We start from the raw sequence: 25255 nt of genomic DNA, 5'->3' as shown, positions 1-25255 counted from the left end.
ATGCCTGCCACCGCCGAAGTCCCACGGTTGAGACAACGCCTGTCGACGACGGCGTGGCTGCTGGTGCTGGCAGTCAGTCTCCTGGGGTTCGGGTTCGTCGCGTCCCGTCCGACCGCCCCGCCCGAGCGGCCGCTCACCGGGGGTGCCCTCGCCGCGCAACACGCGATCGACGCGCTGGCTTCGCCGGGCCCCCGCGCGACCGCCCTCGATCTCCTGCCCGCCGACTTCACCGCGGTCACCGGCGTGGTCCCGACGGTGTTGCGAGCGCGTGACGGCACCGTCCGCGCGGCGCATCCGGACGGCGGTTGTTCGGCGCCGTGGGGCGACGACGACACCGAATGGGACTACGGCGTCCCGTGCAAGGCCCACGATCTCGGCTACGACCTGCTGCGGTACGCGGACAAGATCGGGCAGCCGCTTCCCGCCTCCGCGCGGGCGGCCCTCGACAACCGCCTGACCGCGGACATGCACGCGACCTGTCACCTCAACCCCATGGGCTCGCCCGGAACCTGCCAGGTGGTCGCTTCCCTGTACGCGGCGGGCCTGTGGCTGAACTCCTGGCACCAGCGGTGGGGACCGCCGGTCGGCGATCCGATCGGGCCGCTGTTCACCGGCGTGGCGGCCATCGGTTGCCTGCTGATCTTCCGTCTGCGCGGCTGGCTGAGCGTCCGTCGCCGTGGTCGTCCGTCCAGGCGGACGGAGGCGGCCAGGGCGGGCGTGGAGTCGCCTTGGGTGACGCTCGGCGTGGCCGGCCTGGTAACGCTGATCTCCGGCGAATCCGTGATCGCGCTGGCGCGGTGGGCCGGCGCGAACGGCGCGTGGCTGTGGCCGTTCACCTGGCTCGTCCAACTCGCCCCGGTGTTCTTCTTCGCCGGCGGCCGGGCCAACGCCGTCGGCTGGCACGAGGTGCGCGAAAGCGGCGGTGGCTACCGCCAGTACCTGGCGCACCGCGCGTCCTGGCTGTTACGCCCGGCCCTGGTCTTCGTCGCGGTGGCGGTGATCGTGCCGATGGCGCTGGAACTGCTCGGCATTCCCGACGGCACCAACAACGCCGTCGTGCGCATCGCGCTGCATCCGCTGTGGTTGCTCGCGGTGTACCTGCTCACGGTGGTGGCGACCCCGGCCATGCTGGTCCTGCAGCGCCGGGCGGCGAAGACGACGGCGCTCTGCCTGCTCGGCTTCATCGTCCTTGCCGAACTCGGCGCCACCTGGCTCGGTTCGCCGGTGCCCCGCTATCTGGCCGCGTTCGGGCTGGCCCTGCTCGCGCAGCAACTCGCGTTCGGCCGGGTACCGGGGCGGCGCACGCTCGTGACGGGCGCGGTCGCCGGTGCGGCCGGGCTGGCCCTGCTCTGCACCGTGGGTGGTGCCGACCCGAATCTGCTCGGCACGCCGGGCGCGCCACCGGCGCTGGCCGCGAACGCGGTGCCGTTGGTTCTCCTCGGAACCATTCAGCTGTCGGTGCTGGCGCTACTGGCCAAACCGCTGTCGGCGCTGGCGTCACGGCCCGCGCTCGGCTCCGCGGTGCGGTTCGCGTTACGCGCGCCGATGAGTCTCTACCTGGGTTTCCTGGCCGCGATGCTGCTCGTCGTCGCGCTCGTCTACCTCCCGGACAGTCCGATCGACGCCGTCGCATGGCTCTCACGGCCGCGCACGCTCACCGCGCTGGCGATGCTCGCGGCGCCCGCGTTGATCGTGTTCTGGTGGTTCGAACGACATTCCGACGGCTATGCCCCGCTGCACCTTTCTCGGCCGGAAGGCTGGCTCGCGTACGCGGCGACGGCACTCGGCATCGGCTTCGCCACGCTCGGCCTGTTCGGTTTCGCGCTCACCAGGTTCGGCGGTGACGGTGGCGCGACGTTGCTCGGCATGCCCCTGGATCCGGTCCAGAACCTCATCCAGCTGCTTCTCGGGGTATTCCTTCTGCACACCGCGCGAATCGGTACCAGTGCGGCGGCAAGTACCTGGGTCGTCGCATGCTTGGCTTGCGTGCCTGCTCTACTGGAAGCAGCGGACAGCTACGACGCCGACGCGATAACCGTTATCGTGCACGGCGTCACGGCGGTGTTCGCGGTCGCCGCCGCGGCGAGCACACTGCTCACGCCGAGACCGGTGGCCGGGAACACGTGATCCTGGTGGTGTCGATCAGCGTCGGAACCGGGTGTGCGACGCTACAAACGGGTAGGTAGAGCCGGGGAAGGGAGACCGGGCGTGAGTCATCCGCCGCGAGACCCACGGGGCGGCCGCCGACCCACCCCTCCGCCGCGACGGCCGATGCCTGCCGACGCGCGCCACGAAGGCCCCTTGCCGGGCACACCCGCCAGGCCACCGCGCCCACGACCGATGCCGCGCTCACCGAAACGGAAGGGCGGCAAGATCGCCCTCGGCGTGGTGTCAGTCCTCGTGCTGAGCCTCACCGGCTACGCGTGGGCGCAGATGCAGGGCCTGATCAACGGCCTCACCACGGCAGACGTGATCAATTCGAACCGGCCCGCGGACGGCGCCACCGACATCCTGCTCGTCGGCATGGACAGCCGGACCGACACGCAGGGCAATCCACTGCCCGAAAAGCTGCTGCGCGAGTACAACGCGGGTTCGTCGGACGGTGAGGAGAACACCGACACGCTGATCATGGTGCACGTCCCCAACGACGGCAGCAAAGCGGTCGCCATCTCGTTGCCGCGTGACTCGTACGTGGCCATCCCCGGCTACGGCAAGCACAAGATCAATTCGGCGTACACCCGTGCCAAGAACGACGCTCGCCAGAAACTCCAGAACAATGGCGTCACCGACCCCAAGGACCTCGAGGTGAAGAGTTCGCAGGAGGGTGCGAAAGAACTCATCTCGACGGTGGAGCAGCTCACCGGCTCCACGATCGACAACTACGCGTCGGTCAACCTGGCCGGCTTCGCCGACATCACCCAGGCCATCGGTGGTGTGGACGTCTGTCTCAAGGCCAGCGTCAACGACCAGTTCTCCGGCGCCCACTTCACCGCGGGCCGCCACACCCTCTCGGGTGCCGACGCGCTCAAGTTCGTGCGTCAGCGGCACGGGCTTCTGCGCGGTGACCTCGACCGCGTGGTGCGGCAGCAGGTGTTCATGGCCGGGATGGCATCGAAGGTCCTGTCCGCGGGCACCCTCACCGATCCCGGCAAGCTGTCGAATCTGGTCGCGGCCATCCAGAAGTCGGTGGTGATCAACCAGGGCTGGGACATCTTCGGCTTCGCCCAGCAGATGAAGGGTCTCACCGGCGGGAAGCTGGAGTTCCGCACCATCCCCGTGGTGAACCCGGACTACACCACCCCGGAGGACGGGAGCGCCGTTCAGGTCGACCCGGCGCAGGTGCACGCGTTCGTCCAGGGCACCACCGGCGCCCCGGTTCCGCCCAAGCCCACCTCCAACCCGAACGCGGGGATCACGGTGGACGTGCACAACGCCACCTCGACGCAGGGCCTGGCGGCGACGGTGTCCCAGTCGCTCGCCGGCAAAGGGTTCACCGCCGGCGAGGTCGGTGTCGCGAGCGGCCACACGAAGACCACCGCCGTCCGCTACCCGGCCGGCGCGAAGGACTCGGCGCAGAGCGTGGCCGACGCGCTGGGCTCGAGCCCGTCACTCACCCTGGACTCGTCGGTTCACAGCGGTCACATTCTCGTCGTGGTCGGCAGCGACTACTCCTCCTCGTCCGGCCAATCGGGATTCCGGCAGGCGGTGGTTTCGCAACAACCTCCGTCACCGTCACCCGATGGTGTGGGCGATGGTGACAAGCCCATTACGGCCGACGGCCTCACTTGTGTGAACTAATTACACTTTTCGGTCTAACGTCAGTCGCCCATTAGGCCTAATCGCACAAGACTCGCCCGCAGCCGCGTAAGAGTCGGCTTGTTACTGGCTTACATACCCGTGGACACGGCTGAGCGGCCGCGATCGCCGAAGCAGGGGTCGGCGGATACGTCAAGGCAGGGACGGGAAGTGCACATCGACAGCGACATTTACCAGCGGGTTCTGGGGGAGGAACTCCGCGATCTCCGGCGGAGACGCGGGTGGACGCGCAAGGAGCTGAACGAGCGTCTGCAGAGCGACATCTCCCTGCAGACGCTGGCCACCTACGAGCTGGGCACCCGGCAGTGTTCGGTGCTGCGCCTGGTCGAACTGTGCCTGGCGATGGACGAACTGCCCGCGGACCTGCTCGCGCGGGTGCACCGGAGGGTGTTCGTGGAAGAGCCCGGCAAGGTGCGGGTCGACCTCGTCAAGATCGTCGGCGACCACCAGCCCGAGTTGCTCTCGCTGCGGAGATGGGCCGAAGACCGCCTACGGCAACCCGGTTCGCCGCACGCCGTCCAGCTGGACAGCTCCGCGGTGGCCCGGATGGCGGAGCTGTGCGACCTCTCGCCGGGAGAACTGGTGGACCGGCTGAAGGCGCTCGAAAGTGGTTGACTCCGCGCCCCCGGCTCCGGGCGCACGCGTCACCGCGTGCTCCCGGTCAGTTCGAAGTCCTCCGGCCGCACGTGGCGGGTGGTGAGCCAATAGCGCCAGGTGAATCCGGGCCAGATGGTCCGGTTGACTCCCTGGGCGTCGAGGTACCAGCTGGTGCAGCCGCCCTGGGTCCACACCCCCCGGTCCAGCTTGCGCTGGATCTCGGCGTTGAAGCGCTCCTGCACGCCGGGCCGTGGCGCGAGTGCCCCGGCACCGGCGGTCTCGACCAGCCGCATCGCCTCGGCCACGTACCGGATCTGGGACTCGATCATGAAGACCACCGAGTTGTGCCCGAGACCGGTGTTGGGCCCGAGGAGGAAGAACATGTTCGGGAAACCGGAGACGGTGATGCCGAGATGCGTCTGCATCCCCTCGGCCGCCCACTCCTTCGACAGGTTGCGGCCGTTCTCGCCGATGATGTCGAGGTGATCGAAAGCGTCGGTGACATGGAATCCGGTGCCGTAGATGATCGCGTCGACCTCGCGCTCCACACCGGCGGAGTCCACCACGCCGTGCTCCCGGACTTCGGCGACGCCGTCGGTGATCACCTCGACGTTGTCCCGGTTGAGGGCGGGGTAATAGTCGTTGGAAATCAGCGCGCGCTTGCACCCCATGACGTAGTCGGGCGTGAGTTTGGCCCGTAGTGCCGGATCGGTGATGGTCCGGTCGATGTGCGCCTTGGCGATCTTCTGGACGATCTTGAGCAGGCGAAGATGTCCGTTGAAGCCGATCGCGCGCACCTCGAGGAGCCAGTAGAGCAGGGTGCGGTAAGCGCGCTGCGCGACCGGAAACCGCTGGAACAGGTTCTTCAGCCGATCCGGAACCTCGTGGTCGGGCTTCGGCATGATCCACGGCGGCGTGCGCTGGAAGATGTGCAGGCGCTCGACCTCGGGCGCGATCCGCGGCACGAACTGGATGGCGCTGGCGCCGGTGCCGATCACCGCGACCCGCTTGCCGCGCAGGGAAAAGTCGTGGTCCCAGCCCGCCGAGTGGAACGCGCGGCCGGCGAAGTTCTCGATGCCCTTGAGTTCGGGGATGTGGGGCACGTGGAGCGCCCCGACACCGTTGACCAGGAAGCGCGCGACGAACTCGTCCCCGCGGCGCGTGGTGACGTGCCAGCGATGTTCGTCGGCGTCCCAGCGGGCTCCCGTCATCTCCTGTCCGAACCGGATCCGGGGGTACAGGTCGTATTTCCGGGTCACCCGGCGGAGATAGTCCCAGATCTCCGGCTGGGGCGAGAAGGCACGGGTCCAGTCCGGGTTCTGTTCGAAGGAGAACGAGTACATGTGCGACTGGATGTCACAGGCGCAGCCGGGGTAGGTGTTGTCGCGCCAGGTGCCACCGACGTCGTCGGCCTTCTCCAGCACCACGAAGTCGTCTCGACCTTCCTTCCGCAGCTGGATGGCCATGCCGAGCCCGGAGAAACCACTCCCGACGATGACCACGCCGGTCTCGGTCCGTTCGCCCATGCGCCTACCTCCGTGACGGGATCAGGTGTTACCGCGCGTCCATCTTACTTGGAGTAGGTTACGTGCGGTAGGGTAAATCCGTGACCAGCCCGAGTCGTAAACGCATGCCCCGGGCCGAGCGCGAACGCCAGATGGTCCAGATCGCCGAAGAGGTGTTCGCCGAGCGGGGTTATGCGGCCGCGTCGATGGACGACATCGCCGAACGCGTCGGTGTCTCCAAGCCGATGCTCTACGAGTACTTCGGGTCCAAGGAGGGCCTTCTGCTGGCCTGCATCGCGCAAGCGAGGGCGGGGCTGCGCGAGCGCACGGAACGGGCGGTGGTCGACGCGCCCAACGCCGAAGAAGCGCTGCGGCGTGGGTTACAGGCGTTCTTCGTCTTCGTCCGCGAGCGCCGGCGCGCGTGGTCGGTGCTGCGGCAGGAGATGAGCTTCCCGGGCGGGTCCGCATGGGCCGAATTCGAGGCGACCAGACGGCAGCAGACCGACCTCATCGCGAAACTGATGGCCGCCTATTTCGTTTCGGATTCACCCTTACGGGTAGAAGCGGACGCGGAATTCGTGGTCGGAGCGTGCGAACGGCTGGCCATCTGGTGTGAACAGCATCAGGAGATGACCCCCGAACAGGTGACCGGCTTCGCGATGGACCTGCTCTGGAAGGGGCTTTCCGGGCGCGCAAGGTGACAACCTGCCCGGTCGCGGCGGTTCTTCTCCCCATCTGGCAGAGCGTTCGTGACCCGCTGAACACGGTGGGTACTCGCTTGTGACCCTGAGTCGCGTGGGGTATCGATAAACCCAGGCAGGAGGCGGGGATGTCGTCGACGTGCGTACGCCCGATCGGGTGAATATGATCTAGCGAGGCTAAACCACGGCGCAGCACTCCTCGTGTCAGGAGCATGCAGCCAGAGAGGGGTGCGAGAGGCATGGCCGAGCCGATCGTGGCGACCTATGGTCAGGACGAGGACGACTGGGTGATCACCGTGTCGGGGCACGGCAAGGAGCTGACCGCCCGCGCACCGGGGATCATCGCCGCGCGGGACCGTACGGACCAGCTCGTCGAGCAACTCGGCCCGAGCGCCCGCAGCGCGACGGTGGTGCACCTGCTCAACGGCAGTGCACTCGAGTTCACCGAGATGTACATGAAGGCACGCCTCACCCGCAGCGAGCCATCGGCGGACGAGGGGAAACCCGCCGCGGCCCGGGCACCGCAGAGCAAGTCGGAGCGGCGGCTCAAGGCCAAGCTCACCACCGACATCGGTGACGCGCTCGCGACGCGGACGCCCGCGGCGGCCCCGGAGCCGGCGGTGGCCCCCGTCGCCACGGCGCCCGCCACTCCGGCCGCCGTGGCCGAAGCCGGGGCGCCGACCGCCTAGCCGGGGTTCAGCGGAAGAGCTTGCGCAGCAGGAGCAGCGCGATCAGCACCGCGGCGCCGATCAGGGGGTACTTGACCTTCGGCTCCTCGACCTTGGCCCGCACGCTGACCTTGGCCGAGTCCGCCAGCCGCTTCGGGCTGGCCTTCTCGCCGAGCTGGTCCAGCGTCGACGCCAGCGCGTTCCTGGCCTGCTCGATCTCACGCTCGATGGTGTCCGGGTCGCGCGCCACAGATCCTCCTCAGCTTCGCAGGGCACCACAGTAGATCACGGCCCGCGCGATAGGCTGACAGGGCTGGGGCCCGTAGCCCAATTGGCAGAGGCACACGGTTTAGGTCCGTGCCAGTGAGAGTTCGAGTCTCTCCGGGCCCACAGGATTACCGAGTCGGAGCATGACTGGGTGGAAATCACCGCCAACACGTCGACGACGGCGCCTACCACCGTCACCACGGGAAAACCAGCAACGCGTTGCCGTAGAGCGCGCGACTAGCGCCATGCCGCGATGATCTCTTCGGGACCGAACGATGCAGCCGGCCTCAGCCCTTGTTCGACGCCGTTGCGGGAGACGGCGATCAGTGGGGTGCTGTGGTCGCGCCCGGGGATCGACATGGATCCGGCGAGCAGGCGTTCCCATTCGCGTTGCCCGAAGGGCTCGTTCTCCAGCCACTTGATGGAACCTGTGAAAGCGATGCGAGTCGCCGCGGGCCGGTCGCGGTCGGCACCGACCAGGTCGATCTCGGGGTTGTTCTGCCGGTTCCACCAACCTCCTACGACCTCTGCCCCGGGCAGGCGTTCGTCGGGCAGAAGCCGCGTGAGGCCCGCACGGATGACCGGCTCGACAGCGCGGCCACGCCAGGACGACCAGGATCTTTCGATTCGCGCGGCAGCCAAGTCACCGCGTCCGCGTTCGGCTTCGGCGATGCTCCGCTGCAGGAACGCGAGCCAGAACCGCAAGTAAGGATCCTCGATCCGGTAGCGCTTGTTCTTGGTGTCCGGGCGAGTGGCCAGGGGGGTGTCGACGGCGACGATGCGCTTACTGATCAGCGTTTTCAGGATGGGAGCGAGAGTGCCTGAAGGGATCGGGTTACCGACGCCGAGGCGGTTGGCGATCGTACCGAACGTGCGTTCGCCGGTACCGATCGCTTCCAGGGCCGAGCGGCTGTGCGATGGCTCGGGGACCTCGCCGAGCAAGGACAGTTCTCCTGCCATCAGCAGCGGCGAAAGCGGGTCGGCGAGTTGGTCACGGAGGAACTCAGTGCGGCTGGTACCGGGGTTCCAACGTTGGACGATCTCCGGAAAACCGCCGGTGATCAGGAACGCGTCGATGGTTTCGGCCGGGTCGAGCGCGGTCATCCGCTGCACGTCGGCTGGGTTGAGGGGACGCACAATCATGCGCGCGGAGCGACCGTGAAACGGGCGGCCGTACTCCTGGAGGGATTCCATCGTCGCCAGGTCACTGCCGACCAGCAACAGCAGTACAGGCTTGGTCGACAGGTACCGATCCCAAACGGTTTGAAGGGCGCCTTCGAACTCATGGTCCTGCTCGACCAGCCATGGCACCTCGTCCAACACGATGATGCTGGGTGTTTGCTCGGGCACCGCGACGGCGAGGGCGCGCAGGGCCTGGTTCCAGTCGGCGCTAACAACCCCGGCAACCAGATCCGCGCCTGGCATCGCGGACTGGGCGAGCGCGGCAGTAAAGTCGGCACGCTCCGCAACTGGATTGCGGCCACGGGACGCCTGGAAGATCAGGTACGGCACACCGGACCGGTCACAGAACTCCTGGACAAGCCGGGACTTCCCCACCCTCCGACGGCCGGTGACGATCACAGCCTGACCAGGAGTAGTCGCGGCGGCATCTCGGACCAGGCGTAGTTGCCTGGTCAGCACCGCGAGATCGTTCGCGCGCCCCTGGAAGGCTACCATAAAGTCTGACCTCAACTAAGTATGATTGGTTCTTACTTAGATTGAATCATACTTTGTCTCAGGATGGCGGATCAGTCGCTCGTCACTCGATCTGAGTGAGGTCAACAGGGGTGAGGCGAGTACGGCTCGCCTGATAGGTGAACGGGCCAGGCTCGCCGAGGCATTTCTCGATGTCGCGCCACCGGCACATCACGACCTCAAGCTGATCGAACTTCGTCCGCGCATCGGCTCCGACCAAGGCGATCATGCGCGCGCCCGACTCGCGAACCGCTGCGATCTCCCGCCTGTGCTGCTGGATGTTGCGATCTCGGGTGATGATCAGCCATTGTCGGCGGGCGGCCTCGGGCAGCCACTCGACATCCAGGGCGCCGCGCTGGATAGGGTACGGCGGTCGGCACTTCTTGAAAACGATGCCTCCGCGATCCCCCGGAAACGTGACGTCGCTGCGAAGTTCGGCCAGGATACGCGCCAAGCCAAGCAGGTCAGCGTCGATGGAGAACCGGATTGTCGCCGATTTGGCGTGCGGGGTCACGCGGCGCGAGCGCTCTCATAACTGACCGCCCACCGGACATCGCGGGGGCTGATCCCGAAGTCAACGGCGACCTCGTCGATCGAAACTCCGGCGTCGACCTGCTCCCACAGCACATTGGTTTCGCGGACGATCGGTTCGTACAGCTTGCCTCGGCGTTCGCCGCCTTCCAGCCAGTAGTTGAGAGTGCTGGGCGACACGGCGAGCAGCCGGGCCGCTTCGGCCTCGGTGTACATCTCCTGATCCAGCACCGTCACGCTCACATCGACAGAGTCGCATGACGAGGCAAGCCGCGACTCCGCGGTCGCCGGAATCACCCGGACGGATCTTCTTCGATGTCGGCTGGATCCGAACCGCACAGGAAACCCGCCAACGGCGAGGCAGTCAGCGTGGGGTGTTGCCGGTTTCGACGACTTGGTGGATCTGGTGCCGGAGCCATTGGTGGGCAGGGTCGTTGTGGTGCCGCGCGTGCCAGGCCTGTGAAACGGGCAGACGCGGCAGGTCGAGGTCGATGGGGAAGACCCTGGCGCCGCTGATTCCCGCGACCTGGCGGGCGTATCGCTCGGGGAACAAGCCGATCAGGTCCGAAGTGAGCACGATGTGCGCGGCGCTGGTGTAGGTCGGCACGACGACCGCGACGGTGCGTTCGAGGTCATGTCGCGCCAGGGCGGTATCCAGTTCGCCCCGTGGCAGGCCACGGCGCGAGACCGCGATATGGGGTACCGAAACGAGCCGTTGCGGCGTGATCTTGCGCCGTGCGAGCGGGTGGCCTGCCGCCATCATCCCGACCAGCCGCTCCTCGTAGAGCGGGCCACTGTGGATCTCGGGCGCGTCGTGCGCGATCACGCCGAGGTCCAAATCGATCCGGCCGTCGCGCAGCGGCGCGATGTCCTCCTCGCCTTCGGCCACGAACCGCAGCCGGACCCCGGGCGCGGTGCCACGGAGGCGTTCCGCCAGAGCGGCCGTGAGCAGACCGACGAGAGTGTCGTTGGCGCGCAAGGTGAAGGTGCGTTCCAGGGTGGCCAGGTCCACCTCGCGCCCGGTTTCCATCAGGGCGCGAGCGTCCTCCATCAGGTGATGGAGGCGCGCCTGGATCGCGAGCGCCCATGGCGTTGGCACCAGTCCACGGCCGGCCCGGACCAGGACCGGGTCGTCGACCGCCTTGCGGATGCGGTCCAGCGTGCGGCTCGTGGCCGGGATGCTCAGGTGCAGCCGCTCGGCGGCTCCGGTCACGCTGCCCTCGGCCAGGAGCACGTCGAGGGCATGCAGCAGGTTCAGGTCCATTTGCGTCATAGACAAGTGATTATTGTGAACATTGCAATAGACACAAGTATCGGCGCGACCGAGACTGGCGGCATGCCTGATTCGCCTTCCGATTCCGCCGGTCACCGGCGCTGGTGGATCCTGGCCGTGCTGTGCCTGGGGGCCCTGCTCGTGGTGGTCGCGAACATGGGGCTCAACGTCGCGCTGCCGAGTCTCGGCCACGACCTGGATGCCGGCACCACGTCACTGGCCTGGATCGTCGACAGCTACGTCCTCTGCTTCGCCGGCCTCCTCCTGCCCGCAGGCGCTCTCGGCGACCGGTTCGGGCGTAAGGCCACTCTCCAACTCGGTTTGCTCATCTTCCTGGCCGCCGCGGTCCTTGGCGCCTACAGCCGCCACACCTGGCAACTCATCACCGCACGGGCCGTGATGGGCGTGGGCGCCGCTCTGGTCACCCCGGGCACATTGTCGATCCTGACCCACGTCTTCCCGCCCGCTGAACGAGCCAGAGCCATCGGAATCTGGGCCGCCGCGGCGGGCGGCAGCGTCGCGATTTCGTTGACATGGTCGGGCCTCATGCTCCAGCACTTCTGGTGGGGCTCGATCTTCCTGGGAATGGCCGGAGTCGCCGGGCTCTCGTTGATCGCCGGGCACTTCGTGCTACCCGAGTCCAAGCCCCCCGGCTCCGCGCGCCTGGACCCGGCCGGTGCGGTGTTTTCGATCGTCGGCGTCACCGGCCTGCTCTATGGGTTCATCCAGGCACCGGACTACGGCTGGACCAGCACGCGCGTGCTGACCGGTTTCGTGGCCGGAGTCGCCGGCTTGGCCGTCTTCGGTGCGATCGAGTCGCGCAGCGCGCATCCCATGCTCGATCCGCGGTTCTTTCGCAGGCGTGGCTTTTCCGCCGGCTCGCTGTCGATCGCGGCGGCCTACTTCGCCCTGTTCGGGATGTACTTCCTGCTCACCCAGTACCTCCAGTTCGTTCGCGGTTACCCGCCTCTGCCTGCCGGTCTCTGTGCCCTGCCCGCCGGGCTGGCTCAGTTCGTCATCGCCACGGCCGGGAAGCCTTTGGTCGCCCGGTACGGCATCAGGACCGTCCTCGCCGGTGGTCTGGTGGCGAGCACCGCCGGACTCCTCGTCCTCGCCACCTCCGGCACCACCACCAGCCCGTGGACTTTGGAGATCGGCCTCGCCCTCACCGGCGCCGGCATCGGACTGACCATGCCACCCGCGACCGAGGCGATCATGTCCTCGCTGCCGCCGGAGAGGGCCGGTGTCGGCTCCGCGGTCAACAACCTCGTCCGCGAACTCGGAGGCGCGTTCGGTATCGGACTGCTCGGCAGCATCACCTTGCTGTGCTACCAGCGGCAACTCACCGACCGCGTGGGCCGTCCGCCCGGAAGCGCCGGCGAGGGACTCGCCCAGGCCTTCGCGGCCGGTGGCGGCGCCGACAGCACAATCGGTGCCGCTGCGCGGCAGGCCTACACCGCGGGCCTCGACCTGGCCATGATCGCCGGAGCGGCCGTCGTCCTGCTCTGCGCAATCGCCGCGTATTTCGCCGTGCCACGCAAAGAATTCGCGCCGGTCACGAGCCCGGCGGGTTCCTGATTCCGCCACGAGATCGAAGGAGATTCGTCCATGACTCGCGTCGCACTCATCACTGGTGGAAACCGGGGCATCGGCCGTGCCGCCGCCCACGCCCTGGCCGACGACGGCATCGATATCATCGTGACCTATCGCTCCAACGAAGAGGAAGCGAATTCGGCCGTTGCCGAACTCTCCGGCCGCCGCCGGAAAGCGATCGCCCTACGGCTCGACGTCACCGACCACGAAAACTTTCCCGCATTCGCCGACGAGCTCCGTAAACGGTTGCGGGAACATTGGCGGCGAGAAGATTTCGACATCCTCGTGAACAACGCCGGATTCGACGGTCTCACGCCGTTCGGCCGGACCCGTGCCACGACGCTCGACTCGCTCTACACCGTGCACGTGAAGGGGCCGATTCTCCTGACCGAACTGCTCGCTCCAATGCTCCGGGACGGAGGCCGCGTGGTGTTCACCTCGACCGGACTCACCCGGTATGTCGCGAATCCCGCCTACTCGGTGTATGCCTCCATGAAAGGTGCCATCGAGGTTTACACCAGATACGCCGCGAAGGCGCTGGGCGCTCGTGCGATCACGGTCAACGCCATCGCGCCCGGAGCCACCGCGACCGATTTCGCGGGCGGGATGATCCGGGACGACGAACAGTACCGGGCCATGGTCACGGCCAACCATGCTTTCGGCCGCGTCGGAGAACCGGACGACATCGGCGGCGCGATACGCGCCATCGCCTCCGAAACCGCCGGATGGATCACCGCTCAGCGAATCGAAGCCTCCGGCGGGCAAAACATCTAGAGGCGTGATCGCGCCGGTTCGGCTTCCCGTGTGTCGCTGACTGTCCAATCGGGACAGCACCTGGATCGCGCGTGGAGTGCGGACGGGAACTCGGGCACGGGTGCGTAACTTACGCGCACAAGTGGGTTGGACCAGGTGGCGACGGGACACGGCGCGAAATGCCGGGTTCCGTGCCCTTTCCCGTCGTGAACGGCTATCCTTGCTGCCTGGTGCGCGTGGGCCAACCCGCCCCGGCGGCTTCCGGTGGCGCCTATGCTTGCGGGCGCAGTGATCACGGGAGGCAGTACCGATGACTTATCCACCGCAGCCGGAGCAGCCGTCCGGGCAGCAGCCCGGCGGGTCTGGCCAGTCCGGAGCGCCGGGTGGTCCGGACTCCTCCGGATTCCCCCAGTTCGGGCCGCCTGGTGCGCCTGATGCCTCTGGGTTCCCCCCGTTCGGACAGTCCGGTGCTCCGGACTCCTCCGGGTTTCCCCAGTTCGGGCAGCCCGGTGCGCCGGACTCGTCCGGGTTTCCTCAATTCGGGCAGCCCGGCGCTCCGGACTCCTCCGGGTATCCGCAATCCGGTGGCTTCCCGCAAGGCGGTTTCCCGCAGGGTGGTTATCCCCAGTCCGGTGGCTTTCCGCAGGGTGGTTATCCCCAGAACTTTCCCGCGAATTTTCCCCAGAGCGGCGGCTACCAGGACCAGTTCGGCCAGCCCGCGTACGGTCAGCCGGCCTACCCCGGCTATGGGCAACCGGGCGGCTTCGGTGCTCCGCAGGAAGAACAGCGCAAGAGCAAGACGGGTCTCTGGATCGGCCTGAGCGTCGCGATCGTCGTCATCCTGGGGGCGGTGGGCGTCACCGGGTTCGTGGTCCCTGGCTTCTTTCTCGTCACCTCCCAGAGTTCCACGCCCCACACCACGTTGCAGGCCATCACCGATGGCCTCAACAAGCACGACCAGGCCGCGCTGCGCGGGACGATCTGCCAGGACGGCAACCCCCAGCTCGGCAACGCGGTCACCAGGGTCGACTCGGTGAGCGACGCGAAGATCACCAGTGAGCCGACCAAGGTCACGGACACCGAGTACACCGGTGTCATCGATGTCGTTTACGACGGCGCCCCCGACACCATCACCGCGAAGCTGGCCAACGAAAACGGCAAGTGGTGCTGGAAGGACGCGAGCGACGCACCGAAGACGCCGGCCGGCGGTTAGGCAGGGGTTTGAACACGCGCCAGGTCCGGTGTTCCGGGTTCGCCGCACCCCCAGCGCGGCGAACCCGGAACACGCTCACGGGCGACGGCCGAGGAACGCGAGCAGGCAATCGCCCGGTGGAGCTCCGGACGGGAGCGTGACCGGCGGGGCGAAGCGTCCCGGCCGGTCGGTGGGAGCGACGAACAACGGCGCCAGTTCCAGCAGTTCTTCGGCCAGTCCGGCGGGGAGCGGGTGATCGGTTCCGCGGGCACGGGCGAGATCCCAGCCGTGCACGGCCACTTCCAGCGCGCCGGTGCCGGTGACGATTCCGGCGGTCAGCGGTGAACCCGCGACGAACACCGCCCCGGGCGAGGACGGGCACGCCCAGGCACCGAGCAGCCGCCCGGCGTGTTCCCGTACCGATGCCACCGGATCACCGTCCACAGAGGACATTTCAAGCCCGACGGACCCGGTCCACGCGGCCTCGTGCAGCGCCAGCACGGCATCGTCGATGTGGGCCAGCAGTGCCCGGAGATCCCACCGAGGACAAGGTGTCGGCCTCGCCAACTGCCGCTGATCCAGTCCTTCCAGACTCCCGAGCAGGTAGGCGACGGCACGTTCGAGCAGGCCGACGCCGCCGCGCAGCGCCGCCCTGTGCGGCTTGGTCATCGTGTTTCCAGGATCTCCGGGAGACCGAACTTCGCGAACAGCCGGGTGTCGAAGAACGAAACCACGTGGGAGACCGCTGCCCCGTCGAGCGTCAGAACGTGCAACTGGAAGGGACGGTGCACGTCACCGTCGATCATGTAGAGGCCGAACGCGGGCTGCCCGTTCGCGGTGGTCGGGATGAGCCGCATGTCGCCGGGGCCCTTCGCCGGGCACTGGGTGTCGATGAGCCGGACGATGTCCTCGACACCGGAGTACCAGCCGGTGAACGGCGGCATCTCCCACACCGCGTCCTTGGTGAACAACTCGACCATCGCCGCGATGTCCTTGCGCTCGAACGCAGTGACGTAGGCATCCAGCAGCGCCCGCTGCTCGGCTTCGGTGGGTTCGGCGACCTTGTCCTCGGCCGGAGTGGCCTCCTGCAACTGGGCGCGGGCCCGCTGGAGAATGCTGTTCACCGCGGCCGTCGTGATGCCCACGGCTTCGGCCACCTCGGCGGCCCGCCACTGCAGGACGTCACGCAGAATCAGTACCGCCCGCTGCCTCGGAGGCAGGTACTGGAGCGCGGCGATCAGCGCCAGCCTGATGCTCTCCTTCGAAGTGACGACGGCGGCCGGGTCGCCGCCGATCAAAGCGTCCGGCACGGGCTCCAGCCACGGCACTTCGGGCCGCTCCTCCAGCGCCCCTTCCGGGTCGGAACTCTCCCCGCCGAGACCGCTCGGCAACGGCCGCTTGCTCTGCTTTTCCAGCGCGGTCAGGCACACCCGGGTGGCGATCCGGTACAGCCAGGTGCGCAGTGACGACCTGCCCTCGAACTTCTCGTACGACCGCCAGGCGCGGATGTAGGTCTCCTGCACCAGGTCCTCGGCGTCGTGCACCGATCCGAGCATGCGGTAGCAGTGCGCGAGAAGTTCGCGCCGGAACGGGTCCGCCGCGCGAAGGAAGTCCTCGTCGGCCGGCCGCTCGGTCAGAGTCATGGTCATAGCTTCTCCCTTGCTCGCCCTGCCTGTACAGACCGGACCGGCGGAAAAAACTCATCGCCCGGCCGTCCTCCCGACGCGTGTCGTGGAGCGGCCCGGGGCCTGGACCAGGGCCATCAAACGGCAGATGTGATTTACATCACCAATGACGAGATGGTGGCGGGGCTTCTGGGTAGTCGTAGTCCGCGCCTGGCCGGGCGCGGACTCTGGGAGGAACGAATGCGCCGGAAGATGGGGGCCGCCGGAACCGTGCTCGCGATGGCCGGGCTGGTGGCGACGGCTTGCACGAACAACAACACCCCGAGCGGGAGCCCCGCGGCTCAGCCGGACTCCGGCACCTCGGACCAGGTCGTGGCCGCCGCCTACGACAGGACGACCGCGGCGAAGACCGCGAAGACGACGATCACCACGGAGATCGGCACCGGCGGGCAGAAGGTGCCGGTGAACGCGTCCGGCGTGATCGACTTCGCCGGGCCGAGCGCCGATCTCACCGAGAACATGGGGCTGGGCAGCATGGAGGTCCGGTTCCTCAACGGGTTGGTCTACGCGCAACTACCGCCACAACTGGCCCAGCGGATGGGCGCCGGAAAGCCGTGGAGTTCGCTCGACCTGAACAGGATCGCCCAGCAGCAGTACGGCGCGTCGTTGGCCGACCTGCAGTCCAGCCTCCCGGGTGACCCCACCGACACCCTGGGCTACCTGCGGGGTGCCGGCGACCAGGTCACCAAGGTGGGCCAGGAGACGGTCGACGGGGTCCAGACCACTCACTACAACGTGACGCTGGACCTCGACAAGGCCGCCGCGAACCAGTCACCGCAGCGGGAACAGGCCGTGCGGAAACTGGAGCAGCAACTCGGCACGCACACGGTGCCCGCGCAGGTGTGGATCGACGATCAGGGGCGGCTACGCAAGATGACGTTCACCGAGACGATGGCGAACCCGCCGTCGCGGCCGAACGGGCAGAGCGGACCGATCACCATCGACGTGACCGAGGTGCTGTCGGACTTCGGTATCCCGGTGAACGTGACCGCGCCGCCCGCGGACCAGACCACTGACGTGACCGACCAGGTCCTCAAGGGCGGCCACTGACCAGGCGGGGGCTACCTCAGCAGTCGTAAGACCCCCAGGCTCTCCAAAAGTCGCCACATTCCTGTCGAGGGGTCCTGGTCAAGCAGTCCGCAGCGCGATGCCGTACCACGGTCATGAACGCAGCGATCGTCCTCGCATCGTTTCTCCAGCTTCCGCGCGTGTCTAACCGCCGCTCCGGCCCGTGGCCGAAGCTCATCGGCTCGTGCTTGAGTGATCTTCTTGTCGCTCGGGCCGAAACCGGTGAACCCGGGACACGCTGCCAGCCTGGTGAGGACGTCGTCGTTGTGGCCGTCCTGTGGCACGTCGAACAACGAAAAATGCAGGAGGAGCCAGAAGTCGAAGGACGGATGGGAGAACGCGATCTTGATCTTCGGATGATCCTTGACCGCGTCGCGTGCCGTCAGCACATCCGGGTGCTCGTCCCGATCGAAGATCGCCCAGATCTCTTCGTACTGACCGCGCCGATGCCTGGCGTCGTCTTCCGCGACCACGAGACCCTGCCCTCGGCCACGGCCACGGCATAGGAGACTCTGGTGGCGGCGCGGCGGTCAGGCTCGTGCCCCGCTGCCGCTTCTTTCTGATCTTGTCAGGGCTCACGCCAGTGCCTCTTCGACCGCCCTTGCCAGCTCGCCGGGGACGACGCGCGGCGTACCGCCGTACCTGCCGAGCAGGTAGCCGCGTTCGAGGTTCTCGTCCTTGCGAGGCAGGGGCCGCAGGCTGGCCAGCGGGTACAGGCCGGTGGCGCCGTCGGCGCCCTTCTCCGTGAACCATACGACGTCGCGCCCCAAGACATGGCCACCTCCGGCGAGCGTACGCAGCAGCGTCGCGTCGTGAGTGGTGAACAGCATCTGGGCGGTGCCGGGGTTCGCGTCAGCGCTCTCGAACATCCGGATGACCTCAGCGGCCATTGTCGGATGCGAGCTCGCGTCGAGTTCGTCGACGAGCACCGTGGTGCCGCGGTCGAACGCGTCGAGCAAGGGGCCGAGCAGCGCGAACCAGGCCTGTGTCCCCATGGACTCGGCCGCGAAGTCGATTGGTACCCGCCGGTCGTCGGCGCGATGCACCAGACGGATCTCCTCATCGGCGACCGACGTGATCTGGATGTCCACAATGCCCAGATCGGCGACGGCCAGCAGCCGGGTGACCCTTTCCTTGGCGACCGCGTCGCGTATCACCTTTTGCTTGGTGTGGGCCAAACGTTGCGGCCGGTCGTCTTCCGGGCTGATGAGCCACAGGTTGTCCCTGAACCAGGCATGCACCGGAAGCAACTGCTCGTGATTCCATTCCGCGCCCACCGTCAGGAAGAGCGCGTCCGGCCGCGTGCGGCGTGCGAGTTCCAACTTCTCGCCGCGCAACCCCTCACCGGGGAACTGGATGTCGTCTCCGTCGCGGTCGAACCAGACCTGCCGTCGCCCCTTGGGGTAAGCATGCAACCACTCGCCGAGCACCCGGTTGTCGTCGATTTCGAAGCCGTACGTGTAACGGACGTCGTCCACTACGATGTCGATCTCGTAGAACGACGGTTCGTCAATGTACTTCGGGTGCAGCGCGAACGGTGTCCGGCGAGCCGGACTCGGCTGACTGATCCAGGACACCGACTGCAGGACAGCGTCGCGCATCAAGCGCAGCGCGGCGAGCACGTTGGTCTTGCCGGAGGCGTTGGCTCCATAAATTCCGACGACGGGAACGACCGAGACGGGTTTACCGTTCTCCCGCACCGAGGTCGGACGGGCCGAGCCGTCGTCCAACTCCGTAGCGACGAAGGACAGCCGTTGCTCATCGCGCAGTGACAATACGTTCGCGGCGCGGAAGCTGAGCAGCATGACACCTCCTTCGTGGGCTCATGCAGCCCATCATGCCCTCGTTCGTGCAGTTTTTCCTCCTGAGATGGCCTGAAGTGGGTTTGGCCATGCGATCAGGTGACCGGCGGCCTCGGCCGGTGAAGGGCCGCGGGCGTGACGTGATCACCATAGGCAACCGTCTAATCGGCTCCCCGGGCTTCCCGTAGTAGCTCCCATCCCTGGGTGGCGGCTTCTTCCGCCAGCTGACGCGGGTCGCCGTCACCGGCGAGGACCCGGTATTCGGTGCGCCCGATGAGTTTCCAGGCTTCGCGCATCTCCGGCCACGACGGCATTACCAGACCCGTGCGGCACTGGTCGACATACGGCGCGAGGGCGGCATCCCGTTCGGCGACGCGGGACATGGCGTCCTGCTGCACCGGCACCAGCGGCTGGATGCGGTTGAGGTCCAAGCCTGCCTTGGGTTGCGCGACATAACTGCTCACCAGATCGCGCGCGGCGGGGATGTTCAGCCCGCCCTCGTAGATGTAGAAACCGTAGGCGGAGACCATCGACCGCGCGGCGTGGTGACCGGCGGCCGGCACCGCGGCGACGGTCACCTTCATCCCCCGGGCACGGATGGCGGCGAGGCCGCGGGACGAGCAGATGAAGAACGGCGCACGCCCGCCCAGAAACAGCTCCAGCGCTTCGGTACGCCCGAGCGCGGGCGGCAGGACACCGTCACCCCCGAACTCGGCCAGCCGGGTGAACGCCTCCACGAACCGATCCCGCCAGTCCGAGATGTCGTCGAAACGGCCACTGTCCTGATAGCCGAAGAAGGACCCGCCCAGGCTGGAGAACAGGGGCCACATGTGGTAGGGATCGCCGGCATTTCCGTTGGCGTCCGGGGCGCCGACCTGGAGTGCGACGGGCATGCCGCCGGTGATGTCCTTGCCTCGCATCACTTCCGTCCCGGCCTCAACGGCTTCGACCAGCGTCCGCGGCATCGGACCGGTACCGGCCAGGGTGTCGTTCCTGATCAGGGCGACGCTGTCGAAGACGTACGGGATCGCGTAGAGCCGGTCGTTCCTGCTGAGCGCGTCGAGCGCGGCGGGCGCGATGCGCCGGGTCCAGCTGCGGCTGATGGGAGGCTCGACCACGGACTCCTCGCGGGCGACCCGGCCGATCCAGTCGTGGGGCCCCACCACGATGTCCGGGATTCCGTGCTCCGGCGACGGATCCCCGGTCGCTGCCAGGGTCGTGAAAGCCTGTTCGAGCGCCTCGGTCCGCTCGAATGCCCGCACCGTGACCGACACCGGGTAAGCGCGCTTGAACGCGCTCCGTCGCCCGAAGTAGCGCTTCAGCGTGACGGCTCGGGTCTTTTCGGCCCAGATGACGAGCTCGTCCACTCGTCCCGTTTGCTCCTCGTCCCGGAACCAGAAGGCCTTGCCGTTCCGGAACGTGGCCTGCACCCCGTGCGGCTTGGTGATGTGCGTTTCTCCCGCCTCCACGACGACCGGGCGGTCGGAACGTTTCGCCGCTATCGCGTCGTGCACGAGCGGACCGGCCCACAGGTAGTCCTGCCCGCTTCGAAGGAGCCCGATGTCCCGCCGTACCTCACGTCCGCGCAGTCCGCAGGTGACCGTGAGGACCACCTCTTCGAAGGACTCTTTGGATTCGTTGTACGCGAGGGCGCCCGTTTGCTCGACGTCCGGCCCTACCTGCCAGCAGATCTTGAGTTTACGGGCGATGTCCCGACGAGATCTCGAGGCGACACCGCGAACCAGGACCGTCACCCCGGTCACGGCCGCGCAGATGGTGACGATGGTCGACGCGGTCGTCCCGATGGCGGCGATGGGGGAACCCAGGCCGGCGAGCACCGATGATTGCACGACATGAATATATCCGCGGCGGCGCGCTATCAGCCCCATGTCGGACAAATAGCCCGATCGGCTCAAGATCGGAGTCGAGCACGGCACCCTGGGTCGACGGGTCGGCGCCCGGCAGGCTGATCAACCGCGCGTTTCACGCGGCAGTTCCTCACCGACCGCGCACGACGACGAGGCGAACGTCCGCCCTGAACCGCCCCGGTCAGGACGATCGAGCTTGACACAACCGCCACTTAACCGGTTAACCTCGTCGGGCAGCGTGGAGCGCGGAGGAGAGGAGTTCGCTCGCGCGGGTGTCCGAAGTGGATGATCGAATCCTGCCCGGCGACCGCCGAAAAGGACGAAAACCCCCACATACACACCGAAAAAGGAGAAGGGAAGCGATGAGGCGCACACCGCTGCATGATGGCTGGACGCTGCGCGCGGCGGGCGGTTCCGTCCCGCCCGAACAGTCCGGACGGGTCGTGCCCGCGACCGTGCCGGGCTGCGTGCACACCGACCTGCTGGCCGCCGGCCTCATCCCCGACCCCTACCTGGACGACAACGAGGCGAAGCTGGCCTGGATCGGGCGTACCGACTGGCGCTACGAGACGACCTTCGACTGGACGCCGTCCGGACCGAACACCGACCTGGTGTGTGAGGGCCTCGACACGGTCGCCCACATCGAACTCAACGGCGTGGAGATCGCGCGCACCCGCAACATGCACCGGTCCTTCCGGTTCGCTCTCGCCCCGGCGCTGCGCGAAGGCACCAACCACCTGGCCGTGACGTTCACCAGCGCGCTCGACCACGCCGAGGCCGTGCGGGCGGAGGTCGGCGAACGTCCGCACACCAACCGGTTCCCGTTCAACATGATCCGGAAGATGGCGTGCAACTTCGGCTGGGACTGGGGTCCCGAGCTGGTCACCGCCGGGATCTGGCGGCCGATCGCGCTCGAGGAATGGCACACCGCCAGGTTCTCCTCGGTCCGCCCGCTGGCCACGATGGACGGCACGACCGGGCGGGTCGCGGTGCACGCCGAGTTGAGGCGGGACGGCGAAGGGCCGGTCGTGGTCAAGGCCAGGGTCGGCGAGCGTGAGACCACCGTGGTGCTCGACGGCGACTCCTCGACCGCCGTGCTGCGCCTCGGCATCGACGAGCCGGAGCTGTGGTGGCCGCGCGGATACGGCTCCCCCGCGCGTCACGACCTCGCCGTCACCTTGTCCACAATGGACGGGACAGTGCTCGACGAGTGGTCGGGACGGATCGGCTTCCGCACCGTCGAACTCGACACCACGAAGGACGAGCACGGGACGCGGTTCACCTTCGTCATCAACGGGGTGCCGGTGTTCGCGAAGGGCGTCAACTGGATTCCCGACGACTGCTTCCCGCATCGCGTCGATCGCGACCGCTACGCTCGACGGCTCACCCAGGCCGTCGACGCCGGGGTGAACCTGGTGCGGGTGTGGGGCGGCGGGATCTACGAGTCCGAGGACTTCTACGACCTGGCCGACGAGATGGGCCTGCTGGTGTGGCAGGACTTCCTGTTCGCGTGCGCGGACTATCCGGAAGAGGAGCCGTTGCGCCGGGAGGTCATCGCCGAGGCGCGCGAGGCGGTCACCAGGCTTTCCGGGCGTGCGAGCCTGGTGCTCTGGAACGGCTCCAACGAGAACGCCTGGCTGCACGAAGCACGTGGCTGGAACGACCTGATCGGCGACGCGACCTGGGGCATCGGTTACTACACCGAGGTACTGCCCGCCATCGTCGACGAACTCGACGGCACCCGGCCCTACATCCCGAGCAGTCCGTGGTCCTTCTCCGACGACATCCTTCCCAACGATCCCGATCACGGTTGCGCACATATCTGGGACGTCTGGAACCTTCGTGACTACACCGCCTACCGGGACTACATCCCGCGGTTCGCCAGCGAATTCGGGTTCTGCGGAGCGCCGGCGTTGACCACGCTACGGCGTGCCCTGCCCGGCGAAGAGCTCTCCGAGTCCTCGCCCGGTGTCGTCGGGCACTACAAGGCCAACGCGGGGATGGAGGGGCTGGACCGGAGGCTGGCCGAGCACTTCCCGCCCCCGGCCGGGTTCGAGGACTGGCACTGGGCGACCCAGCTCGCCCAGGCTCGCGCGGTCGCCCTCGGCGTCCGGCACTTCCGGTCCCACACGCCACGATGCGCGGGGACGATCGTGTGGCAGCTCAACGACTGCTGGCCGGTCATCTCCTGGTCCGTTGTGGACGGCGACGGTCGCCTCAAACCCGCTTGGTACGCGTTGCGGGACTCCTACGCCGAGAGGCTGATGACCATTCAGCCCCGTGCGGGACGGCCGGCGGTCGTCCTGGTCAACGACACCGGCGACCCCTGGGAGACGCGCGTCGAGGTCCGGCGGGCGGCCTTCGACGGCGCCGAACTCGCCCGCGCCGAGTTGACCGCCACGGTGGACGCCCGTGGCGCGTCCACTCTGGAGCTTCCCGGCGAACTGGTCACCCCCGGGGACCCGACGGCCGAACTGCTGGTCGCGACCAGCGCGGGCGCGCCGGTGTCGACCTGGTTCTTCGCCGAAGACCTGGAGCAGAAACTCCCGGTCGCCGAATACTCGGTGAACGCGGACGAGGTACCCAGCGGGTACCGGGTCACCGTGACGGCGGAAACCCTGCTCCGCGACCTCACGCTCGCGGCCGACCTGGTGGCCGAGGACGCCGTCGCCGATCAGGCCCTGCTCACGGTCCTGCCGGGAGAAACGGCCACCTTCACGGTGCGCGCCCCGGCCCGCCTAGACCCCCGCGCGTTCACGTCAGCCCTGCGCACGGCAAACCAACTGGGAGGCAAGCGATGACGAATCCGGCGAAACTCATGCCCGAGGGATTCACCTGGGGCGCGGCCACGGCCTCGTACCAGATCGAAGGCTCGGTGACCGCGGACGGACGCGGACCGTCCATTTGGGACACCTTCTCGGCCACCCCGGGCGCCGTGCGGCACGGTGACACGGGCGCGATCGCCTGCGACAACTACCAGCGGTGGGAAAGCGACCTGGACCTGCTCACCGATCTGGGCGTGACGGGCTACCGGTTCTCGCTGGCCTGGCCGCGGATCCTGCCCGAGGGCACCGGTGAGGTGAACCAGGCCGGCCTCGACCACTACCGCCGCCTCGTGGACGGCCTGCTGGAACGGAACATCACCCCCGCGGTCACCCTCTACCACTGGGATCTTCCGCAGCCCCTCCAGGACAAGGGCGGCTGGGCCGAGCGCCTGGTGATCGACGCCTTCGCCCGCTACACCGAGGTCGTCGCGGAAGCGCTCGGCGACCGGGTGCCACTGTGGATCACGTTGAACGAGCCGTGGGTTTCCTCGTTCGTCGGCTACGGCAGCGGACGGCACGCCCCGGGGCTCACCGACGGTCCGTCGGCGCTGCTCGCCGCGCATCACCTGCTCTGCGCGCACGCGGCCGCCGTGCCGATCCTGCGGCAGACCAGCGGTCAGGTCGGCATCACGCTCAACCTGACGCCGACACGGGCGGCGACGCCGGACGACGAGGAAGCGGCCGTGCGGATGGACGGCTGTCACAACCGCTGGTTCCTCGATCCGCTCCTGCGCGGCGAGTACCCGGAGGACATGCTGCGCTGGTACGGGGGCTCTGGGGGCTTGCCCCCAGCGGGGGGTGTGGGGGGCGGTGCCCCCCACAAAGCACAGTTCGACGGCGTCCTCGACGGCGACCTGGAAAAGATCAGCGCTCCGCTGGACTTCCTCGGGGTCAACTACTACACGCGAACCTGGGTGAGGACCGGCGACGACCCGGACGCCAGGCACCCGTTGCGGCCGAGCCTCGACGCCCACCAGATCCGCCCGGACAACCTGCCGCTGACCCAGATGGGCTGGACGGTCGAACCCGACGGCCTGGAAGAACTGATGGTGCGGCTGAAGCGGGACTACCCCGCGCTGCCGCCGATCTACATCACCGAGAACGGCGCCGCGTTCGACGACTACATCGACCCCGAGGGCGGTGTGGACGACGAAGAGCGGATCGACTTCCTGAAAGGACACCTGCTCGCGCTGCACAACGCCATCGAGGCCGGTGTCGACGTCCGTGGCTACTTCTGCTGGTCGCTGATGGACAACTTCGAGTGGGGAGAGGGCTACGCGCGCCGCTTCGGACTGTACTTCGTCGATTACCCGACCCAGCGGCGCGTGGCGAAGGCGAGCGCTGGATGGTACTCGCAAGTAATAGCGCGAAACGGCATCGTGCTGTAATCGGCGGGCGCGACGTACGGAACAGCCA

The 25255-nt window shown here is 67.7% G+C and carries 22 protein-coding genes and 1 tRNA gene; 12 read left to right on the top strand and 11 right to left on the bottom strand.

The features are described 5' to 3' along the window. From ACFSXZ_RS23870 to ACFSXZ_RS23860, 3 genes are all read left to right on the top strand, one after another. On the top strand, nt 1-2127 hold the full coding sequence (locus ACFSXZ_RS23870; RefSeq protein WP_378267369.1) for a phospholipase: 2127 nt from the start codon (nt 1-3) through the stop codon (nt 2125-2127). Nucleotides 2128-2340: 213 nt separating this feature from the next. Beyond that, nucleotides 2341-3798, top strand: coding sequence for an LCP family protein (locus tag ACFSXZ_RS23865; protein ID WP_378267368.1), 1458 nt, complete (start codon nt 2341-2343; stop codon nt 3796-3798). 168 nt (nt 3799-3966) lie between these two features. Then, nucleotides 3967-4431 carry a helix-turn-helix domain-containing protein gene (locus ACFSXZ_RS23860; RefSeq protein ID WP_378267367.1) on the top strand — a complete coding sequence of 155 codons (465 nt, stop codon included), beginning with the start codon at nt 3967-3969 and terminating at the stop codon, nt 4429-4431. Between the two features lie 29 nt (nt 4432-4460). On the opposite strand, the gene ACFSXZ_RS23855 is transcribed toward ACFSXZ_RS23860, so the two are convergent. Beyond that, on the bottom strand, nt 4461-5939 hold the full coding sequence (locus tag ACFSXZ_RS23855; protein ID WP_378267366.1) for a flavin-containing monooxygenase: 1479 nt from the start codon (nt 5937-5939) through the stop codon (nt 4461-4463). An 80-nt stretch (nt 5940-6019) separates the two neighbouring features. On the opposite strand from ACFSXZ_RS23855, the gene ACFSXZ_RS23850 reads away from it, so the two are divergent. Together ACFSXZ_RS23850 and ACFSXZ_RS23845 are read left to right on the top strand one after the other, a co-directional pair. Beyond that, nucleotides 6020-6619, top strand: a complete 600-nt coding sequence (locus ACFSXZ_RS23850) for a TetR/AcrR family transcriptional regulator (protein ID WP_378267365.1) — start codon at nt 6020-6022, stop codon at nt 6617-6619. 239 nt (nt 6620-6858) lie between these two features. After that, nucleotides 6859-7308, top strand: a complete 450-nt coding sequence (locus ACFSXZ_RS23845; protein ID WP_378267364.1) for a hypothetical protein — start codon at nt 6859-6861, stop codon at nt 7306-7308. 7 nt (nt 7309-7315) lie between these two features. Here the strand turns inward: ACFSXZ_RS23845 and ACFSXZ_RS23840 are convergent, their stop codons facing one another. After that, nucleotides 7316-7537: a DUF3618 domain-containing protein gene (locus ACFSXZ_RS23840; protein ID WP_378267363.1), complete on the bottom strand. Its 222-nt coding sequence runs from the start codon at nt 7535-7537 to the stop codon at nt 7316-7318. 66 nt (nt 7538-7603) lie between these two features. Between ACFSXZ_RS23840 and ACFSXZ_RS23835 the strand changes: the two genes are divergently transcribed. Continuing rightward, a tRNA-Leu gene (locus ACFSXZ_RS23835) sits at nt 7604-7677 on the top strand. A 114-nt stretch (nt 7678-7791) separates the two neighbouring features. On the opposite strand, the gene ACFSXZ_RS23830 is transcribed toward ACFSXZ_RS23835, so the two are convergent. The 4 genes from ACFSXZ_RS23830 to ACFSXZ_RS23815 form a co-directional block, all read right to left on the bottom strand. Beyond that, a complete protein-coding gene (locus ACFSXZ_RS23830) occupies nt 7792-9135 on the bottom strand; it encodes an ATP-binding protein (RefSeq protein WP_378267362.1) in 1344 nt (447 codons plus the stop codon). A 178-nt stretch (nt 9136-9313) separates the two neighbouring features. Further along, nucleotides 9314-9763, bottom strand: a complete 450-nt coding sequence (locus ACFSXZ_RS23825; RefSeq protein WP_378267361.1) for a PIN-like domain-containing protein — start codon at nt 9761-9763, stop codon at nt 9314-9316. After that, nucleotides 9760-10023 (bottom strand): MerR family transcriptional regulator, encoded by a 264-nt coding sequence (locus ACFSXZ_RS23820; RefSeq protein WP_378267360.1) that lies wholly within the window; start codon nt 10021-10023, stop codon nt 9760-9762. The genes ACFSXZ_RS23825 and ACFSXZ_RS23820 overlap by 4 nt, the downstream gene beginning before the upstream one ends. A gap of 121 nt (nt 10024-10144) precedes the next feature. Further along, nucleotides 10145-11053, bottom strand: a complete 909-nt coding sequence (locus tag ACFSXZ_RS23815; protein WP_378267593.1) for a LysR family transcriptional regulator — start codon at nt 11051-11053, stop codon at nt 10145-10147. 63 nt (nt 11054-11116) lie between these two features. On the opposite strand from ACFSXZ_RS23815, the gene ACFSXZ_RS23810 reads away from it, so the two are divergent. The 3 genes from ACFSXZ_RS23810 (at nt 11117) to ACFSXZ_RS23800 (ending at nt 14612) form a co-directional block, all read left to right on the top strand. Then, entirely contained in the window at nt 11117-12631 is a 1515-nt protein-coding gene (locus ACFSXZ_RS23810) for an MFS transporter (protein ID WP_378267359.1), read from the top strand. Between the two features lie 30 nt (nt 12632-12661). Then, nucleotides 12662-13420 (top strand): SDR family NAD(P)-dependent oxidoreductase, encoded by a 759-nt coding sequence (locus tag ACFSXZ_RS23805; protein WP_378267358.1) that lies wholly within the window; start codon nt 12662-12664, stop codon nt 13418-13420. A gap of 289 nt (nt 13421-13709) precedes the next feature. Next, entirely contained in the window at nt 13710-14612 is a 903-nt protein-coding gene (locus ACFSXZ_RS23800; RefSeq protein WP_378267357.1) for a hypothetical protein, read from the top strand. A gap of 75 nt (nt 14613-14687) precedes the next feature. On the opposite strand, the gene ACFSXZ_RS23795 is transcribed toward ACFSXZ_RS23800, so the two are convergent. Beyond that, nucleotides 14688-15260: a TIGR03086 family metal-binding protein gene (locus ACFSXZ_RS23795; RefSeq protein ID WP_378267356.1), complete on the bottom strand. Its 573-nt coding sequence runs from the start codon at nt 15258-15260 to the stop codon at nt 14688-14690. Further along, nucleotides 15257-16234, bottom strand: coding sequence for a sigma-70 family RNA polymerase sigma factor (locus tag ACFSXZ_RS23790; RefSeq protein ID WP_378267592.1), 978 nt, complete (start codon nt 16232-16234; stop codon nt 15257-15259). Before ACFSXZ_RS23790 ends, ACFSXZ_RS23795 begins: the two co-directional genes overlap by 4 nt. A gap of 222 nt (nt 16235-16456) precedes the next feature. On the opposite strand from ACFSXZ_RS23790, the gene ACFSXZ_RS23785 reads away from it, so the two are divergent. Next, nucleotides 16457-17326, top strand: coding sequence for a hypothetical protein (locus tag ACFSXZ_RS23785; protein ID WP_378267355.1), 870 nt, complete (start codon nt 16457-16459; stop codon nt 17324-17326). 11 nt (nt 17327-17337) lie between these two features. On the opposite strand, the gene ACFSXZ_RS23780 is transcribed toward ACFSXZ_RS23785, so the two are convergent. The 3 genes from ACFSXZ_RS23780 to ACFSXZ_RS23770 all read right to left on the bottom strand — a co-directional run bounded on the left by ACFSXZ_RS23780 (nt 17338) and on the right by ACFSXZ_RS23770 (nt 20996). After that, nucleotides 17338-17817, bottom strand: a complete 480-nt coding sequence (locus tag ACFSXZ_RS23780) for an RloB family protein (RefSeq protein ID WP_378267354.1) — start codon at nt 17815-17817, stop codon at nt 17338-17340. A 102-nt stretch (nt 17818-17919) separates the two neighbouring features. Continuing rightward, entirely contained in the window at nt 17920-19149 is a 1230-nt protein-coding gene (locus ACFSXZ_RS23775; protein ID WP_378267353.1) for an AAA family ATPase, read from the bottom strand. Between the two features lie 158 nt (nt 19150-19307). Continuing rightward, nucleotides 19308-20996, bottom strand: coding sequence for a sugar ABC transporter substrate-binding protein (locus tag ACFSXZ_RS23770; RefSeq protein WP_378267352.1), 1689 nt, complete (start codon nt 20994-20996; stop codon nt 19308-19310). Nucleotides 20997-21376: 380 nt separating this feature from the next. On the opposite strand from ACFSXZ_RS23770, the gene ACFSXZ_RS23765 reads away from it, so the two are divergent. Then, nucleotides 21377-23815, top strand: coding sequence for a glycoside hydrolase family 2 protein (locus tag ACFSXZ_RS23765; RefSeq protein ID WP_378267351.1), 2439 nt, complete (start codon nt 21377-21379; stop codon nt 23813-23815). Further along, entirely contained in the window at nt 23812-25227 is a 1416-nt protein-coding gene (locus ACFSXZ_RS23760; protein WP_378267350.1) for a glycoside hydrolase family 1 protein, read from the top strand. Before ACFSXZ_RS23765 ends, ACFSXZ_RS23760 begins: the two co-directional genes overlap by 4 nt. The last annotated feature ends 28 nt before the right edge of the window (nt 25228-25255 follow it).

This window comes from Amycolatopsis pigmentata (assembly GCF_042684065.1).
GTDB lineage: Bacteria > Actinomycetota > Actinomycetes > Mycobacteriales > Pseudonocardiaceae > Amycolatopsis_E > Amycolatopsis_E pigmentata.
Note: the sequence above shows the minus strand (reverse complement) of the source record. Positions and strands in the feature narration are given on the sequence as shown.

Excerpts from the sequence above, each read along its gene's own strand:
- ACFSXZ_RS23870 (WP_378267369.1), top strand. The coding sequence starts at position 1 with ATGCCTGCCACCGCCGAAGTCCCACGGTTGAGACAACGCCTGTCGACG.
- ACFSXZ_RS23865 (WP_378267368.1), top strand. The coding sequence starts at position 2,341 with ATGCCGCGCTCACCGAAACGGAAGGGCGGCAAGATCGCCCTCGGCGTG.
- ACFSXZ_RS23855 (WP_378267366.1), bottom strand. The coding sequence starts at position 5,939 with ATGGGCGAACGGACCGAGACCGGCGTGGTCATCGTCGGGAGTGGTTTC.
- ACFSXZ_RS23845 (WP_378267364.1), top strand. The coding sequence starts at position 6,859 with ATGGCCGAGCCGATCGTGGCGACCTATGGTCAGGACGAGGACGACTGG.
- ACFSXZ_RS23815 (WP_378267593.1), bottom strand. The coding sequence starts at position 11,053 with ATGACGCAAATGGACCTGAACCTGCTGCATGCCCTCGACGTGCTCCTG.
- ACFSXZ_RS23810 (WP_378267359.1), top strand. The coding sequence starts at position 11,117 with ATGCCTGATTCGCCTTCCGATTCCGCCGGTCACCGGCGCTGGTGGATC.
- ACFSXZ_RS23805 (WP_378267358.1), top strand. The coding sequence starts at position 12,662 with ATGACTCGCGTCGCACTCATCACTGGTGGAAACCGGGGCATCGGCCGT.
- ACFSXZ_RS23800 (WP_378267357.1), top strand. The coding sequence starts at position 13,710 with ATGACTTATCCACCGCAGCCGGAGCAGCCGTCCGGGCAGCAGCCCGGC.
- ACFSXZ_RS23795 (WP_378267356.1), bottom strand. The coding sequence starts at position 15,260 with ATGACCAAGCCGCACAGGGCGGCGCTGCGCGGCGGCGTCGGCCTGCTC.
- ACFSXZ_RS23790 (WP_378267592.1), bottom strand. The coding sequence starts at position 16,234 with ATGACTCTGACCGAGCGGCCGGCCGACGAGGACTTCCTTCGCGCGGCG.
- ACFSXZ_RS23785 (WP_378267355.1), top strand. The coding sequence starts at position 16,457 with ATGCGCCGGAAGATGGGGGCCGCCGGAACCGTGCTCGCGATGGCCGGG.
- ACFSXZ_RS23775 (WP_378267353.1), bottom strand. The coding sequence starts at position 19,149 with ATGCTGCTCAGCTTCCGCGCCGCGAACGTATTGTCACTGCGCGATGAG.
- ACFSXZ_RS23765 (WP_378267351.1), top strand. The coding sequence starts at position 21,377 with ATGAGGCGCACACCGCTGCATGATGGCTGGACGCTGCGCGCGGCGGGC.
- ACFSXZ_RS23760 (WP_378267350.1), top strand. The coding sequence starts at position 23,812 with ATGACGAATCCGGCGAAACTCATGCCCGAGGGATTCACCTGGGGCGCG.